Origin of the sequence: Paenibacillus uliginis N3/975, assembly GCF_900177425.1 — a bacterium.
Lineage (GTDB): Bacteria > Bacillota > Bacilli > Paenibacillales > Paenibacillaceae > Paenibacillus_AQ > Paenibacillus_AQ uliginis.
This window is the reverse complement of record NZ_LT840184.1, coordinates 750,931-765,930: the sequence shown is the minus strand read 5'-3', so window position 1 is coordinate 765,930 and position 15,000 is coordinate 750,931. Positions and strand designations below refer to the sequence as shown.

General features: G+C 46.3%; 17 protein-coding genes. 1 reads left to right on the top strand and 16 read right to left on the bottom strand.

Annotation, left to right across the window (positions count from 1 at the left end):
* Positions 1-107: 107 nt before the first annotated feature.
* Positions 108-986, bottom strand: coding sequence for a nucleotidyltransferase-like protein (locus tag B9N86_RS03495; RefSeq protein WP_208917793.1), 879 nt, complete (start codon positions 984-986; stop codon positions 108-110).
* A 120-nt stretch (positions 987-1,106) separates the two neighbouring features.
* Here B9N86_RS03495 and B9N86_RS03490 point away from each other — a divergent pair, with 120 nt between their 5' ends.
* Entirely contained in the window at positions 1,107-1,541 is a 435-nt protein-coding gene (locus tag B9N86_RS03490; RefSeq protein WP_208917792.1) for a YgzB family protein, read from the top strand.
* A gap of 106 nt (positions 1,542-1,647) precedes the next feature.
* Here B9N86_RS03490 and B9N86_RS03485 read toward each other — a convergent pair whose 3' ends face one another.
* The 15 genes from B9N86_RS03485 to sigY all read right to left on the bottom strand — a co-directional run bounded on the left by B9N86_RS03485 (position 1,648) and on the right by sigY (position 14,341).
* A complete protein-coding gene (locus B9N86_RS03485) occupies positions 1,648-3,360 on the bottom strand; it encodes a glycosyl hydrolase family 18 protein (protein WP_244562936.1) in 1,713 nt (570 codons plus the stop codon).
* A gap of 110 nt (positions 3,361-3,470) precedes the next feature.
* On the bottom strand, positions 3,471-3,890 hold the full coding sequence (gene perR, locus B9N86_RS03480) for a Fur family transcriptional regulator (protein ID WP_208917791.1): 420 nt from the start codon (positions 3,888-3,890) through the stop codon (positions 3,471-3,473).
* Between the two features lie 89 nt (positions 3,891-3,979).
* On the bottom strand, positions 3,980-5,869 hold the full coding sequence (locus tag B9N86_RS03475) for a DUF4097 family beta strand repeat-containing protein (RefSeq protein ID WP_244562935.1): 1,890 nt from the start codon (positions 5,867-5,869) through the stop codon (positions 3,980-3,982).
* Positions 5,870-6,060: 191 nt separating this feature from the next.
* Positions 6,061-6,774 carry an MgtC/SapB family protein gene (locus B9N86_RS03465; RefSeq protein WP_208917790.1) on the bottom strand — a complete coding sequence of 238 codons (714 nt, stop codon included), beginning with the start codon at positions 6,772-6,774 and terminating at the stop codon, positions 6,061-6,063.
* A gap of 52 nt (positions 6,775-6,826) precedes the next feature.
* Positions 6,827-7,285 carry a GNAT family N-acetyltransferase gene (locus B9N86_RS03460; RefSeq protein ID WP_208917789.1) on the bottom strand — a complete coding sequence of 153 codons (459 nt, stop codon included), beginning with the start codon at positions 7,283-7,285 and terminating at the stop codon, positions 6,827-6,829.
* 179 nt (positions 7,286-7,464) lie between these two features.
* The gene (gene gatB / locus B9N86_RS03455) at positions 7,465-8,904 is read right to left on the bottom strand and encodes an Asp-tRNA(Asn)/Glu-tRNA(Gln) amidotransferase subunit GatB (protein WP_208917788.1); all 1,440 of its coding nucleotides are present in this window, start codon (positions 8,902-8,904) and stop codon (positions 7,465-7,467) included.
* Between the two features lie 29 nt (positions 8,905-8,933).
* Positions 8,934-10,388 (bottom strand): Asp-tRNA(Asn)/Glu-tRNA(Gln) amidotransferase subunit GatA, encoded by a 1,455-nt coding sequence (gene gatA, locus B9N86_RS03450; protein WP_208917787.1) that lies wholly within the window; start codon positions 10,386-10,388, stop codon positions 8,934-8,936.
* 23 nt (positions 10,389-10,411) lie between these two features.
* Entirely contained in the window at positions 10,412-10,699 is a 288-nt protein-coding gene (gene gatC / locus B9N86_RS03445) for an Asp-tRNA(Asn)/Glu-tRNA(Gln) amidotransferase subunit GatC (protein WP_208917786.1), read from the bottom strand.
* A gap of 137 nt (positions 10,700-10,836) precedes the next feature.
* A complete protein-coding gene (locus B9N86_RS03440) occupies positions 10,837-11,220 on the bottom strand; it encodes an ATPase (protein ID WP_208917785.1) in 384 nt (127 codons plus the stop codon).
* A 145-nt stretch (positions 11,221-11,365) separates the two neighbouring features.
* On the bottom strand, positions 11,366-12,136 hold the full coding sequence (locus tag B9N86_RS03435) for an ABC transporter permease (RefSeq protein ID WP_208917784.1): 771 nt from the start codon (positions 12,134-12,136) through the stop codon (positions 11,366-11,368).
* On the bottom strand, positions 12,133-13,056 hold the full coding sequence (locus B9N86_RS03430; RefSeq protein ID WP_208917783.1) for an ABC transporter ATP-binding protein: 924 nt from the start codon (positions 13,054-13,056) through the stop codon (positions 12,133-12,135). The genes B9N86_RS03435 and B9N86_RS03430 overlap by 4 nt, the downstream gene beginning before the upstream one ends.
* Positions 13,053-13,247, bottom strand: a complete 195-nt coding sequence (locus tag B9N86_RS03425; RefSeq protein WP_208917782.1) for a PLDc N-terminal domain-containing protein — start codon at positions 13,245-13,247, stop codon at positions 13,053-13,055. The genes B9N86_RS03430 and B9N86_RS03425 overlap by 4 nt, the downstream gene beginning before the upstream one ends.
* A gap of 33 nt (positions 13,248-13,280) precedes the next feature.
* Positions 13,281-13,487 (bottom strand): hypothetical protein, encoded by a 207-nt coding sequence (locus B9N86_RS03420; protein ID WP_208917781.1) that lies wholly within the window; start codon positions 13,485-13,487, stop codon positions 13,281-13,283.
* Entirely contained in the window at positions 13,480-13,812 is a 333-nt protein-coding gene (locus tag B9N86_RS03415; RefSeq protein WP_208917780.1) for a YxlC family protein, read from the bottom strand. The genes B9N86_RS03420 and B9N86_RS03415 overlap by 8 nt, the downstream gene beginning before the upstream one ends.
* The gene (sigY, locus tag B9N86_RS03410) at positions 13,805-14,341 is read right to left on the bottom strand and encodes an RNA polymerase sigma factor SigY (protein WP_208917779.1); all 537 of its coding nucleotides are present in this window, start codon (positions 14,339-14,341) and stop codon (positions 13,805-13,807) included. The genes B9N86_RS03415 and sigY overlap by 8 nt, the downstream gene beginning before the upstream one ends.
* Positions 14,342-15,000 lie beyond the last annotated feature (659 nt).

Sequence of the window (15,000 nt, the reverse complement as noted above, 5' to 3'; positions counted from 1 at the left end):
CCGCATTTAGCGGTAGTTTTTCTTACGAGATAAGGATGCACACTTTATTCTTTCTTATCTCTTAAACAAACAAAAGAAGGGCCTTCCGCCCTTCTTTTGTTTTTATCCTACTCTGCAAAATAACGGATGTGTTCGTAACCATACATAATTGTTTCTTTCCAAGCCGATACTTCTTTAACTAACGAATAATAAACAAGTTTACGTAGAATTAGCGGCAGCTCGCTGCTAACAGGTTCAAGTTCCGGATGCTGCATTAGTTCCTGGACCGTCCATGGTGTTCGTCTATTTCGCAGTATTCGGAGAAGAATGGCTGAACAATCTGCCATTTTTGAAATTATACAAAACTCACAGGCCAGCATCACAAGCTCAATCCGCTGTCCGAGTGTCTCTGTGCTCACCGTTAGCTCTTCATACAATTTACGGACGGGAGTATTCAAACCCGACATCTGCTCCCATACCGCAGACTCCGGATGAATCCCCCGCTCAATCAACTCAATCTCGGCCCAGTGGTACAGGCCCCCGAGAATACTCTGATAAGCATCCAAGACCCGCCCGTCTTTTATATGTACTTTAGCGTCGACGTATTTTTGAAGAAAACGGGCAAATCCAATAAACAGCTGCTGCTCACGCTTCGAACCAGCAAACCGTAAAAAATCACGCCTTAAAACAGCTAATTGCCCATCCGTGTCGCTAATGATATCCCCTTCCAGGAAACACTTTAACAATACATTATCTTCTCCAGATAGAAGACTCTGCTGTAATTCGTCTATTCCAACACTTAGCACCTGACAGTGTTCTCCGCGCAGAATAGTATGCTGAACGGCAGGTTCATCGAACTCACCTACATAAACAACGACGACACTGATATCAAAATCATGAATCAGTGAACCGTGAAACGTATTATCCAAGTTACGATAAGCGATTGCTCCCACTGCTTCCTCGTCAACCGAATTGCTATAGTAAAAAGAAAAGTTGGTTAGTTCCACGATTCCCTCCATACATTCCTTGGCGAATTTAGGTCAATTCAGTTATAATGTAATTCTACATATCCATGTAAGTTCCTTCTTTTATAGAATAACTATTTGAATGACAGGAGCACTTAATCCATGATCTTTAAAACCGCAAAGATTAACGCTTTTCGTACCTGGGGTTTGCTGCTGACTATGATCGGCATGGGGCTGATGGTGCTAGGGACAGCCGGTATCGTCTTTTGGGGACAAGCCGGTAAAGTGGTAGCTGGTATAGGTCTTGTGCTAGGTCTGATTACGATGATGGGCAGCCTCGGCATTTACTTCTGGGCAGGCATGCTTTCTACAAGCGCTGTACAAATCCAGTGTCCAGATTGCGCGAAGCAGACGAAAATGCTAGGAAAAACCGACCGCTGTATGTTTTGTAGAACGATGCTCACGCTGGATCCTAACATAGCAAATGTGACAGCAGAGGAGCTTGAAGCTCAGCATGCTACAGCTAAATCGTCCGATGCATCTGAAACTACAGTGATTGGCACTGAATCTGGCAATGACAGCACACAGAAAGTTTAAGAACAAACCTCTTCATGGCAATTAACAGTAATCCTGAAATAACAAAGAACCGGCTCACCAAATGGTGGCCGGTTCTTTTCATATACACTTACAACGATTAATGAGTTTACTTATGAATTCCATTTAAAACTTCCCACGCTTCCGGGACAGCAAGACTTCGGTTCCAAGAGGCCAGCCCGCCCAGTTTTAATGATTTTGCCAGTTCTACTCGGGCTTTGAGCGAGGTCTCATCCTCAATCCAAATTCTCTTTAATGTTTTTCCTTCTTTATACTCTACATAATGCTGTCCTGCAGCCTCATCGAGCCGAGGTTTTAGCTTCTCCTCATGAATCAAATTCCGGACCTTGTCCATTCCGACGGCTTTCGAGGACACCTTCCCCCCTCCGTTCTCGCCCTCTTCTGTCCATATACGAGTATATAACGGAACAGCGAGAATCAGCTTGGAAGATGGTACATCATCTTCTTCGATTATACGTTGTATTGTACCTTCTGCCCAAGGCAGTGAAGAAACCGATCCTGCTTTAGGACTGGAAGCCCAATGTTCGTCATAAGACATCACAATCATATAATCCACAGCCTGAGCAAGCTCACGGCGATCCAGGAAAGCGGACCACATCTCACTGCCGGACTTTGGAGTCACATCAATAGATATAATTAGTCCTTTAGCATGTGCAAGAGGCTTCATTTCCCTCATAAACTGCACCAGATTCTCTTTATCTTTGGTATAAACATTTTCAAAATCGATATTGATTCCGTCCAACTTGTACTTCTCGGCATATTGCAGCATTTGATTGATTGCACGGGACCGACGGTCAAATGTGGCTAGAACCGATGTGGTGATATCCGGATCAAAGCTGTTGCTTAGGAGTCCCCAGACCTCAATGTTTTGCCCATGAGCCCATGTCACATATTCCGGGTCCGCCTTCGACTCAACTTCCCCTTCCCCATCCACAATGCTGAACCAAGTGGGACTAACTACATTAATACCAGGAAGCTTTCCGATCGCTTTCGGATCGGGTCTTCTTGAATAAACTGCTTCCCACACCAAATTAACTGGCTTCCCCTTCCATTCCGTATCCGCCCTTGAGGAAGGAACAGCTACATCTGCTATCTTTTTCTCTCCATCCAGCTCAGTTTCGTCTATCTTCACATAACCCGCAAAACCATTATCCGTCTGTGCAAAATACCAACCCTGCTCTTGGCTCCACACACGGATCCGCTCTCCCTCAGGCATATCCATGAGAATCGGAGCTTTAATGGTAGGACTCTCCCGCAGAGCAACTGTTTCTCCGCTCTTGTCTGGCTGTGCTTTTGCAAGCGATATTTGGTCTCCGGCATTCATAAGAATAACCGCGCCTGTCTCCGCATCCTGATGTACAGCAATACCGTAAGCCTCTTTCAGAGGGGTGATTGGGACATAGACCACTCCATCAGTTTGTTCAGGAGCTTCGGAAAAAGATACAGTCTTGCCATTCTTCTTCCCTTCCTTATTGTCCAGCTTCATTTGTACAACAGACGAAGCGGTCGTTATAATGACCGTTTTCGCTGCTTTTTCGTATCGTATATGTGAATCAACCGCTTCTTGCAATACAGGCAGAGGCAGCTTCAAGTCTTCTCCTGAACCTAAGGCCGAATAATCCATCAGATTGCCTTTTACAAAAATAGGTTGATTTATGCCGCGCCAGTCTGGCTCCGTATGACTTGAGTTCGGAAGCAGATCTATTACCACCCACCAAAGTCCGGCCGCGATCAGAATTACGCCAAAAAATAACGACTTCCTTCCGCTGCGGCGCCTCCTGGGTCTTCTTCTACCTGTCAATGAATGTTCCCTCCAATACTTTACCCAATACTCTTAGTTACTACAATTACTACATTAAAACAAAAACGTGTGGAATCTGTCATTCCGCACGTTTTATTGAGAACAGATATTTATTTGCAGGACTTGCAGATCCCATACAGTTCCATTCGAAGTCCTTTAACCTGAAATCCCGTGCTCTTCTCAGCCTGATGTTCCACATCCGCTAGAGAAGGATAACTAAAGTCCTCTATTTTGCCGCATTCTTCGCAAATCACATGATAATGGTCAGAAACATTGGCATCAAATCGGCTGGAGTTATCGCCGTAGGTAAGTTCACGTACCATGCCCGCTTCGATAAACATTTTTAAGTTGTTATATACAGTAGCTACACTCATACTTGGAAATTTCGGTTCCAGAGCGCGATATATATCATCAGCCGTCGGATGACCCATTGATTCCACTAGATAAGCTAAAATCGCATGACGTTGCGGTGTAATGCGGACACCAGTAGTTTTTAATTGCTCCAGTGCGTGCTGCACGGATGTTGCCATGTATGTCCACCGCCTTAAGTTAATCTAGGTTCTCAAAAGAAAGCTGATACGCAGCTTTTTTTCATTGTACGGCTACCATCTGAATTTTGTCAATGCGGAAGCGGAGTCAATCCCCGTTCAGTACGTCTGTTTTCCACTGTGGGATAAGTCTTATAAATATTAAGATCACTATTCCCTTCAATCTTTATACTGTACTCACCGGTCCCCGCCGTACCTATAATGGACTTTTGTTCTACCGTGAGGTTAGGTAGTTCCGTCTGAATGCTTCCGTAGCTGATAACACCTTCCAGTTCATAGTCCCCTTCTACAGGAATCCGTACATTCATCACACCGACAGCACTGTAAACACTCCAATCCCCGCCGATGGTCCCTGATCGCACATCAATACTTCCGTTGAGTGACTCGGCTGTTAGATTCTCTTCTGCACCATAAACCATAATATTTCCATTTCGGGTCTTTACATCGATCTCCTTCGCAAACCTCTTAACAATAATGTTACCTACTTGCGTGGTTAGGGAGCCTTTTCCTGAAACGTCATATGCCTTTACGCCTCCACGGTTGGTGGACAACTTGATGTCACCGGTAACCCCGCGCACATTAATATCACCGTTTAGCGTTTTTCCGGTAACGTCACCATAAACACGGCTTAAAGTTATTTGCCCATTTCCACTCTCCAACGATATATTGTCAATTGCCTCTACATTCAGCAAGGACAAATCACCGTTCATCGTCCGGAGCTCCAGATTAAATCGCCGATCATCTGGGATTGCAATTTCCATGTTCATTTTCGGTTGTCTTTTTCCGGATTGACCATAGGCCTTTCCCTTAGCCCGAATAATGACGGTATTACCTTCGTCCGCTTCAACCGTTGACTGTTCTGCAATCGCCTCGGCCAGCCCCTTCTCCTCCTGATCTACCCAAACCTCTGTATTTACAACAATATGCTCAACATCTGACCGGTACATCGTTATGTCTCCGTTTAAGTGATCCACAATAATCTTACCGGTGTTGAGCGCTACCGGAATTTCCAGCGTTTCTTTCTGAAACTTGTTGTCTGCCGCTTCACTATAATCCACCCCAGCCGCCGTCAAATTGAGACTAACCCGGTTCCAAAGATGAAGAAAGTGCTCCTGTTGTGATACGACGAAAACAGAAGCCACGAGACATACGGATAGGACAACTCCCCGAAAGTCAGGACGTAAACGAAAATTACTCTGGCGTCCTAGTGCACGGGATATCGTGTATCGCAGCAAATATTCGATTCCCCATATGATAAACAGTAACGGCCACCATTTTAGCAGCAAAAAAATATGATCTGTCCCATTCCATTCATCTATGAGCAAAAGGGCTCCTGTAAAGATGAGCAGCACGGCAGCTGTATATCGTCCGACTCTGATTTTGTGCTTCATCGCGATCACAATGCCACATATCATGAGCAGCACAGCTGAAATCATTGTACCGTAATTACGAATTCCGATTTGCAGCCACTGTGGTTTTTGATGAAACAGAATAAGAAGCACCCCACCGCCAACGAGCATCAGCCCAAATGAAAGCCCACGTTCTCCATGAAACGGATTTCTTCCTCTCGTCACTTCAGCATCATGAGTTGATAAGGTCGCGGTTACCCCCCGGCGACGCCGGGACAGTATATAATCCGCTGCCTGAAGTACATCAAAAACATTATAGAAATATCCCAGAGGAATCAGCAGACCTAGCAAAATAAGCAAAGGTACATTAATCTGCATACCAATGGAGGAGAAGTACAGCAAGGCCGATATATCGAGCATCAGCAGCATGATAAATGTAATTCCCTTACGATACAAACCAAGGTAGACATGTCCCATCCCCGGAAAGAGCGAGGCAAGCAGCAGAGCAGGGAATTTCCGCCTTCTTCGCAGCAGCCCAGGATGCCTTTCCACAGTCATCCTTCTGTCCGGCTTCTTTTTGTTCATTGGTGCTTGATGTTCTGGCACACTCATGAGATCTTCTCCTTCCCGCTCATTGGCAAGCATTCTTTTCTTGATAGTACCCCATTCTGAGTCATGAGTAACTGTAAAAAAACTGGTTACTCTATACAAAACAAATCATTCGTCCTATCAAGGTTCATTATTGGTTATGTCAAAAAAAACGCCACTGCCCTTGTTAATCAGGGGTGGCGTTTCTTTGTGATCTATTCTGCGGTCACCATCGTCACTCCGCCGATATCACGGACCTGCTTCGTCAGTTCTACGGGATCGAAATTCCGGTCTGTCAGCACCTGAATCGAAATTTCCACACCTAGAACAGCCGGTTGAATCTCGCCATAGGGGACTGCGCTTCTTTCGTTCACAATCAGTTTCTTAATAATGAAGCCCTCATCTTTAAGCATGGCTGATAAACCATCAAGAAGTCCTGGGGCATTCGCTGCGTGTATCGTAATCAGATGCAGCTTACTGCCCCGGATATAACGCTGCTCCAGTTTATTAAATACGATCAGGTTAAGTAGAATAAGCAACGTGGAGACGATAGATGCAAAATAAAAGCCCGCTCCTATAGCCAGCCCAATAGCACCAACCACCCAAATAGACGCAGCCGTGGTTAGGCCGGTTATTGATTTACCGGTAAACAAAATCGTTCCCGCTCCGAGGAAACCGATTCCTGTAATGACAGCTGTAGCCAGACGCGCCGGGTCAATCCGGACATTCACTTCGTCTACAAAATCAGCAAAACCATAAATCGAGAGCAGCATGATGAGCGTTGAGCCCAGACATACTAAGATATGTGTCCGCAAACCCGCCGCATGATTGGATCGTTCGCGTTCCCATCCAATCAATCCACCCATCAGCATGGAGAGCAGCAGACGCAGCAGGATGTTTAAATTATCAATAACCCAAGGATTACTCAAAAATAATGCCTCCTTTCCCCCGATGTTAACACTCCTCTTCTGAACAGAAGCTTCACTTCAATAAAAGATGAAACTCCGTTAATTCTACCCCAGGCGCCACCTCAAAAGCGTCTTTCGGCTGAAATCCGAACCTCTCATACAAACGAACGGCTGGGGTGTTCTTCGTACCGGTCGATACAATAAAGAGTGGAGCATCACAATACGTGTCCAGTACATGCTGAATAAGGCCTCCGGCAATCCCTTTTCGGAAGTGGCCAGGGTGCACCATCATTCTTGAAATGGTTACCTGATCTTTTTCAAGTTCCACCGCGATAGCACCGATTAATTCTCCATCATCACTTACATTTCCATAAAAAACTTCGCCAGAGGAAGAAATCGTTTCGAATGTGTCCAGCAGCGGCGGCAGATCTGTAAATCCGATCAATTCTGCCTCTAGTGGATAAGCCATATGCTGCAAAGCCCATATTTGCTGAACCGCGTCACGATGTTCCAGTGATAAGGTACGTATCATTTCCTCTTTCCTCCTACAAGTATCTGGACTCCTTTTGAAGTAGGCCAGTACTTAATATATAGTCCCATTGAAGACAAATCATTTCTCTAAAATAAAAGGACTTTAAAGTCTGCAATCATCTTTGTTCAGAAAAAAGAACTCGCCTAATGACAGGCAAGCTCCTTTTTCACATAAAATCATCAGCTGTTCAGCACATCAGCCAACAGCTTATTGACGAGTGCTGGATTCGCTTTACCTTTACTCTCTTTCATAACTTGACCGACCAGGAAGCCGATCGCTTTCTGTTTACCGGCTTTATAATCCTCTACCGACTGCGGATTAGATGACACCACCTGCTCAACAATGGCCTTGATGGCACCTTCATCACTGATCTGAACAAGTCCTTGTTCTTCCACGATCTGCCCAGGGAGCTTACCCGTCTCCAGCATCGCTTTAAAGACGGTCTTCGCAATCTTGCTGCTGATTGTCCCTTTCTCAATAAGACCGATCATTTCACCCAGACCTTGTCCGGTGATTTTCACCTGTACCAGCTCAAGGTTGTTAGCATTGAGGTAGCCCATCAGTTCACCCATGATCCAGTTGGATACGGCTTTTGCGTCCTGTGTGTAGTTCAAGCTATCTTCAAAAAAATCAGCCAAAGGTTTAGAAGAAGTAATAACTCCTGCATCATAGTCAGGCAGCCCGTATTCCGATGTATACCGAGCCTTACGGGCATCCGGCAATTCTGGAATAGTCGCTCGGATCTCTTCCTTCCACTCTTCGCTAATGTGTACAGTCACCAGATCCGGATCCGGGAAATAACGATAGTCATGAGCCTGCTCCTTGCCGCGCATCGACAGCGTTTTGCCCTGTGCTTCGTCCCAGCGGCGGGTTTCCTGAACGATGACTCCTCCTTCGTCGAGAGTCTCGGCCTGACGATATTGTTCATATTCCAATCCGCGCTGAACGCCACGGAATGAGTTCATATTCTTAAGCTCGGCCTTCGTGCCCAATTCTTTCTGTCCCCATGGACGCAGACTGATATTGGCGTCACAGCGTAGCGAGCCTTCCTCCATTTTGACATCAGATACGTCACAGTACTGCATAATCGCTCGTATCTTCTCAAGATAAGCTTTTGCTTCTTCCGGTGAAGTGATCTCCGGTTCAGATACGATCTCCACAAGCGGGGTTCCCACCCGGTTGAAATCGACAAGCGATGCATATCCTCCGTCAACATGCGTCAACTTGCCCGCATCTTCCTCCAAATGGAGGCGTGTGATGCCGATCCGTTTTGTTTTGCCGTCCACTTCGATATCAACCCAGCCGTTCAAACCAATAGGCTGATCGTACTGCGAGATCTGGTAAGCTTTTGGTGAATCCGGATAAAAGTAGTTCTTACGGTCAAACTTGCTGATATCTCCGATCGTGCAGTTGAGTGCCATCGCCGCTTTCATGGCATATTCGACAGCCTGTCGGTTCAGTACCGGCAGTACACCGGGATGCCCCAGACAGATCGGACAAGTATGTGTGTTTGGCGGGGCGCCGAATTCCGTGGAGCAACCGCAAAAGATTTTGGAATTCGTATGCAGCTCAACGTGCACCTCAAGCCCAATCACCGTTTCATATTTAGATGTAGACATGTCTCGTTCCCTCCTTCTCTGCCGTCACTTTACAGCGCAGGCCGCTGTTTGTGGTGTTCTGTATTTTGTTCATAGGCGTGTGCAACACGCAGTACGGTGGACTCGTCAAAGGCTTTACCGATCACCTGCATTCCTACAGGCATTCCTCCTGCAAAACCACATGGCACACTAACAGCCGGAACGCCGGCAAGACTGACCGGAATGGTCAAAATATCATTTAAATACATCGTCAATGGGTCATCTACCTGCGCACCCAACTTGAAGGCGGTCGTAGGTGCTGTTGGTCCGATGATGACGTCATATTTCTCAAATACTTGGTCGAAATCCTGTTTAATCAATGTACGGGCTTGTTGAGCCTTCAAATAATAGGCATCGTAGTAGCCTGAGCTCAGCGCATAGGTTCCGAGCATAATCCGGCGCTTTACCTCATCACCAAAGCCCTGACTACGGGATTCGTGATACAGATCCAGCAAATTCCCCGTATCCGCACGCTGACCGTAGCGAACTCCGTCGAAGCGGGCCAAGTTAGAAGAAGCTTCTGAAGATGCGAGCAAATAATAGGTTGCTACAGCGTACTCTGTATGAGGCAAGGATACTTCTTCCCAAACTGCGCCCAATCCCTCTAGAACCTTCAACGCATTCAGCACGGATTCTTTCACTTCGGCATCAACGCCTTCACCCAAGTACTCCTTAGGCACTGCGATCCGCAGACCGGAAACATCTCCGGTCAGAGCGCTCGTATAATCCGGAATGTCGACTTTTGCCGAGGTCGAATCCATAGAATCATAACCTGCAATCGCCTGAAGCACATGAGCGGAGTCTTCCACATTTTTAGTGAGAGGCCCGATCTGATCAAGAGACGATGCAAAAGCGACCAAACCAAAACGCGATACAAGGCCATAGGTGGGCTTCAAGCCAACAATACCGCAATAGGAAGCAGGCTGGCGAATCGATCCGCCGGTATCCGATCCCAGCGTAAAGTAAGCTTCGCCCGCAGCAACCGCAGCAGCAGATCCGCCGCTTGAACCTCCAGGCACCCGCTCCAGATTCCACGGGTTGCGAACCGGATAAAAGCTTGAATTCTCGTTCGATCCTCCCATGGCGAATTCATCCATGTTCAGCTTGCCGATCGTTACCGTATCAGCTGCACGCAGCTTAGAGGTAACTGTTGCATCGTAAACCGGATTAAAGTTAGATAGAAACTGGCTTGCGCACGTCGTGCGGAGCCCTTCTGTCACAATGTTATCCTTAATGCCAACCGGCAAGCCGAACAGCGGACCACGGGCTTCTCCCGAGGCCAGCTTGTCATCAAGCTGCTTCGCTGCGGAGCGAGCTCCGTCCTCATTCAGGGTAATGTAGGCTTTCACACGGTCTTCGCGTTGTTGTATATTCTGAAACGTCTGATCCACCAGATCGCTAACCGACAGTTCCTTCTCTTGCAGCTTGTTATGTATCTCCGATAATTTATAATCAAACAGACTCAAGTTGAGCATCCTCCCTTCAGGTTCTATTCCAATACCGCCGGTACTTTAAACTGTCCATCTTCCTCATCCGGCGCATTGAGCAGTACCTTCTCAATCGGCAGGCTTTCACGGACCTTGTCCTCACGCATCACATTGTTGAGATGCAGAACATGAGTTGTTGGCTCCACGCCATCGGTGTCCAATTCTTTTAACTTCTCGGCATATTGTAAAATAGCGTTCAGCTGGCCGGTGAACATCTGCTCTTCCTCCGGCGTCAAATTCAGACGGGCCAGCTTGGCCACATGCTGAACGTCTTTTGTTGTAATACTCATGAAATTCACTCCTCTTTCTTCCCCTTACAAATTAAAGGGATAAAGTCTGCGGATAACTTTTCTCATTATATTGTAGAAGCATGGACAATTCAATCATCAGGGGGTTTCAAAAAAGAGCCGGCCCTAGGCCGACTCCCTTAAATCCAAGCTCGAAGATTTACTTGTTTGATAAAGTCTGCCTGTGACAGAGTTTCTTTAGTCTCTTCCTCTTCCTCTTCAGCCGATTCCAACTCGCCGTTCATCACTTGATAAAACAACTTTTCATTATATGTCGACAGAGCGAAATCGATGAGCGCTTCCCGCTCGATCCGCTCGGCTTCCTGCTTCAACACGACGGATTCCAGTTCGATATCCTCAGCTGGAACGAAAAAATTACGGTTGAGAAACGGAATCCTAATCACGTAATCGAACACGTTGTCCGGATTTCGGTCGTATGCAATTATATAAGCATGCTCACCGATCGGAAGATTCTGCTCAAAGGTGTCCTCGACGATTGTAATCTTTTCCCCTAAACGCAGCATCGTCTTACCTCCTGAGATGTCATTCTTTTATCTCAATAGTCTACTAAAAAGTGATAGAAAAGTCCATGTTGTTATAAAAGAATATACAACCCGAAAGACCCAGATGGTAAGACAGATCAGTCACAAGTCTAAAAAGTAAGCTTAACTATCCGGGAAGGGTGTTTCTTCTGAGCAGTAAAGCGGCTACAGCTATCGACAACAGCATAATCATGATAGCAAATGCTGCTGGTACATAAGCGGCTCCCGCTCCTCCGACAAGCCACTCGGCCGCGAGGCTGCTGAGACGTCCAGGACTCCATTTCATCTGAGATGGGAATAATCCGGAAAGGAGCGATAAAAGAGCTGCCACCGCCAAGCTGATAAACGCTGCTGCCGGTCCTTTCAAGACAGCGCCAAGCGGAAGAACGAGACTGAGTACCCCGCCAAGCCACAGTGTATACAGTCCGCCTGAAGCTGCGATGCGGCTCCATTCCAGCGGACCTATCAACTCGGCAGTATAATAAGCCGATCCGGCTAAACCAAGTCCGAAGGAGATCACAAGCAATGTCATCAATGCTCCCCATTTGGCGGTAATCATAGCTGCCGGAGATATTGAACGCGCCAGCAGCAGCTCCCCAGTCCCGGAAGTTCGTTCACCGGCTACGGTATTCATGCCAGCCAATACAAGCACCAGCAGACCGATCATACTGTACTGACTAAGCGTCTGTGCCACAACTTCACCTGGCGCTGGCATCTTAAACAAAGCCAAGGCTTCTTCCGGCATATTTGCCGACATCGACAGTATCTCGGGCAAATAATAAGTAGAAACCGGCTGCATGATGCCGAGGAGCAGGAATACAACCGGAACCCAGATGAATTTATAACTCCGAATAATTTCGAGCATCTCTTTCTTATAACATATCCATAAACCTCTCATCTGCTCACCACCTTCATGAACATATCCTCTAGTGATGACGTTCCTGCTTCAAAACGCACAAGTGGGAGAGCCTTCGTTGATATCTCTTCCATTAGCTTCCTTCTCGCAGCCGCTATATCGTCCACTGTCAGTTTTGCCCAATCTCTACCGATCTCGGCATCTGTCACAAAGCTTCTTGTTGTAAGAGATTTCAGCCACTGTGTTCCATTACCTTCAGGCTCAATTGCGACATAAATAACCGGCTGACGGTATTTGGCACGCAACTCATTCAAGGATCCCTGTTCCGCGATCAGACCATCCACCATGAACACCATCTCATCACAGATTTCTTCAGCATCATGCAGGACATGGGTGGAAAATAAGATGGTTATCTTGTCGCCACTCAGTTCACGGATCATATCCATCACTTCCCTGCGACCAAGCGGATCGAGAGCCGAGACCGGTTCATCGAGCAAAAGAAGTTCCGGCTCATGTACGAGAGCCTGTGCAAGTCCGAGCCGCTGCTTCATTCCACCGGAATAACCAGATATCCGCCGCTTGGCAGCATCTTTCAAACCTACTAGCGCAAGGACCTCATCCGTCCTTTCCGATGCCTTTCTTCCTCGGAGACCTGATATTTCCGCGCTGAAAATGATATACTCTCGTCCTGTCATCCATCCGTAAAATTTAGGATATTGCGGTAAATAACCGATCCGGTTCCGCCAACTATCCATCTGCTGACTCCCCGTATATTCTACCGATCCGCTGCTCGGATCCATTAAACCAGCCAACATACGAAGCGTCGTCGTTTTACCCGCTCCATTCGGTCCAAGGAGTGCTGTGCATGAGCCCCGCTCAATTTGAAAAGATATTCCTTTCACTGGGGAGATGCTTCCGAAGTTTTTTTTCAAATTTCGTACTTTTAACAGACTGCCGTTCATGTATTCTTCCTCCCAGCAACAAAATACGCAACACTTCCGAAAATACTAATCAACAAAATAATAAACACCCACATCAGCTTGCTACCTCTTATATCTTCCGGCTCCGCTTTGTACAATGAGATTAATGCAGTCACCGCAAGAATGATCTGAAGTCCAATAAGAGGCCATATCAATCCCCAGTTGATATCCATGTTAAATCCTCCTTTTTTCAAATCATGAGATCTCTATTTCTTTCGTCTTGGCCTAATGACAATGAACCAGTAAAGAACAAGCGGCAGCGGCATTGTCGTGGAACCCCATATTCCCCAGAACCAGGCCATTTTTCCCAGCCCACGTTTCCTTGCATCCGTAAAAAGGCATAGCCCCTGTGAAAGAACAAGGATTGTCATTCCAACCAGAACCCATACAGGTACCTCACTTACATCATTCATGAAAATCCCTGCTTCCTCTGGAAGTAAGCGATACCGTTAAGATCACAGCACCAATCAGCATACTACTTCCGTGGATCAACAACAGCACAACAGGATCCCACCATGCTGCAACAAAAATAGCGCTGACGATAAATAAAGCTACCAACAGAAAAATAAAAAACTCTTTTCTCCATCTCCGCTTCTGATTCGCCAGTGTATGGACAGCCAATTCATTAAAATCAGCTAACGAAGGTGTAGGCTCATCAAAAGCAGAGTCCATACGGTTCAGTTCTACCTTCAAGTTCGCAATAAATTGTTCATCTTCTTGATCCGGTATTTTAGACATCCGAGTTCATCTCCTTCCGCAATGATTTGATGCCGTAGGCTGTTCGTGATTTTATCGTTCCCGCGGGAACACCTAGCATATCCCCAATCTCCTCATAGCTGTAACCGTAATAATGCTTCAGTAAAATGGCTATCCGATGGTCATCAGATAAACGGGATAGTGACTCCATCAGATCGTTCCACTCTTCGTCACGGCTTTTAAGCTGCCAGCGCATCCTTCGGATTCCCTGTTCCCGTTCATTCAGTAGCCACTTTTGTTCCCGCTTCTTCCGCCTAACTTTATCCACATAAATACGGGTAGCAATCGTAATCATCCATGAGGAAAAGGAAGATGAGCCATTGTAACGCCCTATATTCTCCATGCAGCGGATAATCGTATCCTGTGCTGTATCCTCAGCAACTGACGGATTCATGGTGACTTTAAGCAAATATTTATATAAAAAGGAATAATGCTGCTGAAACAGCTGCGCCATAGCTGTGGTGTCGCCCTTTTTCGCCAGACGGATTACTTCCTCATCTTCACCTTTCATACGAACTTGATCACCTCTTTCGCATTCCTATGGTAATACGATTAGCACCCTGAAAACGTTCAATGCGTGAGAGAAAAAAATGAAGGGTACGTTCTCATGAATACCACCATCGTAAAATAATCAGTATAAAAGGCACACCCTCTGTTTGTGAGACGCTATGAGTACGAATCGTTCCCACAATCGCTCTTGCCCCCAGATTTCTTTAGTATTTAATCAATCGTTAAAATCCGGGGACAGCTTATGCTTCCGATGCGAGCTTTCCTTCGGAAAACTTTTATCGCTACGCTTTTCGGAATCGCTTCCTCCTCTCCGCTGTTAAATGCATGTCCAACTCAAAAACAATAAGCCTCTTGAAAGTAGCCCTCCGTTTTTATCTCATTTAAAACTTGCCGCTCAATTACGATCTATAAATGATGATTATATAACTTTCTGCTTTAAGTACTAGTTAAAAGGGGCCTAAGAGATAGACTGCATTTCGCTGCACACTCTCTGTTGTGAGATGCTAAGCGCACATCCAACTAAACTCACCGAGAGTACAAAAAGAAAACAGGCTACCCGAGGATAAATTGATATGCTCCCATCATAGTAGACAGTAGAAAAAAACAAAATTCTACTCTACTAATGATGGGAGTTTTTTATGATGTCCAAAAGGAATCCAA

Coding starts and splice junctions, on each gene's coding strand:
- B9N86_RS03490 (WP_208917792.1), top strand. CDS start 1,107: ATGATCTTTAAAACCGCAAAGATTAACGCTTTTCGTACCTGGGGTTTG.
- perR (WP_208917791.1), bottom strand. CDS start 3,890: ATGGCAACATCCGTGCAGCACGCACTGGAGCAATTAAAAACTACTGGT.
- B9N86_RS03475 (WP_244562935.1), bottom strand. CDS start 5,869: ATGAGTGTGCCAGAACATCAAGCACCAATGAACAAAAAGAAGCCGGAC.
- B9N86_RS03460 (WP_208917789.1), bottom strand. CDS start 7,285: ATGATACGTACCTTATCACTGGAACATCGTGACGCGGTTCAGCAAATA.
- gatB (WP_208917788.1), bottom strand. CDS start 8,904: ATGTCTACATCTAAATATGAAACGGTGATTGGGCTTGAGGTGCACGTT.
- gatC (WP_208917786.1), bottom strand. CDS start 10,699: ATGAGTATTACAACAAAAGACGTTCAGCATGTGGCCAAGCTGGCCCGT.
- B9N86_RS03440 (WP_208917785.1), bottom strand. CDS start 11,220: ATGCTGCGTTTAGGGGAAAAGATTACAATCGTCGAGGACACCTTTGAG.
- B9N86_RS03435 (WP_208917784.1), bottom strand. CDS start 12,136: ATGAGAGGTTTATGGATATGTTATAAGAAAGAGATGCTCGAAATTATT.
- B9N86_RS03430 (WP_208917783.1), bottom strand. CDS start 13,056: ATGAACGGCAGTCTGTTAAAAGTACGAAATTTGAAAAAAAACTTCGGA.
- B9N86_RS03425 (WP_208917782.1), bottom strand. CDS start 13,247: ATGGATATCAACTGGGGATTGATATGGCCTCTTATTGGACTTCAGATC.
- B9N86_RS03420 (WP_208917781.1), bottom strand. CDS start 13,487: ATGAATGATGTAAGTGAGGTACCTGTATGGGTTCTGGTTGGAATGACA.
- B9N86_RS03415 (WP_208917780.1), bottom strand. CDS start 13,812: ATGTCTAAAATACCGGATCAAGAAGATGAACAATTTATTGCGAACTTG.
- sigY (WP_208917779.1), bottom strand. CDS start 14,341: ATGAAAGGTGAAGATGAGGAAGTAATCCGTCTGGCGAAAAAGGGCGAC.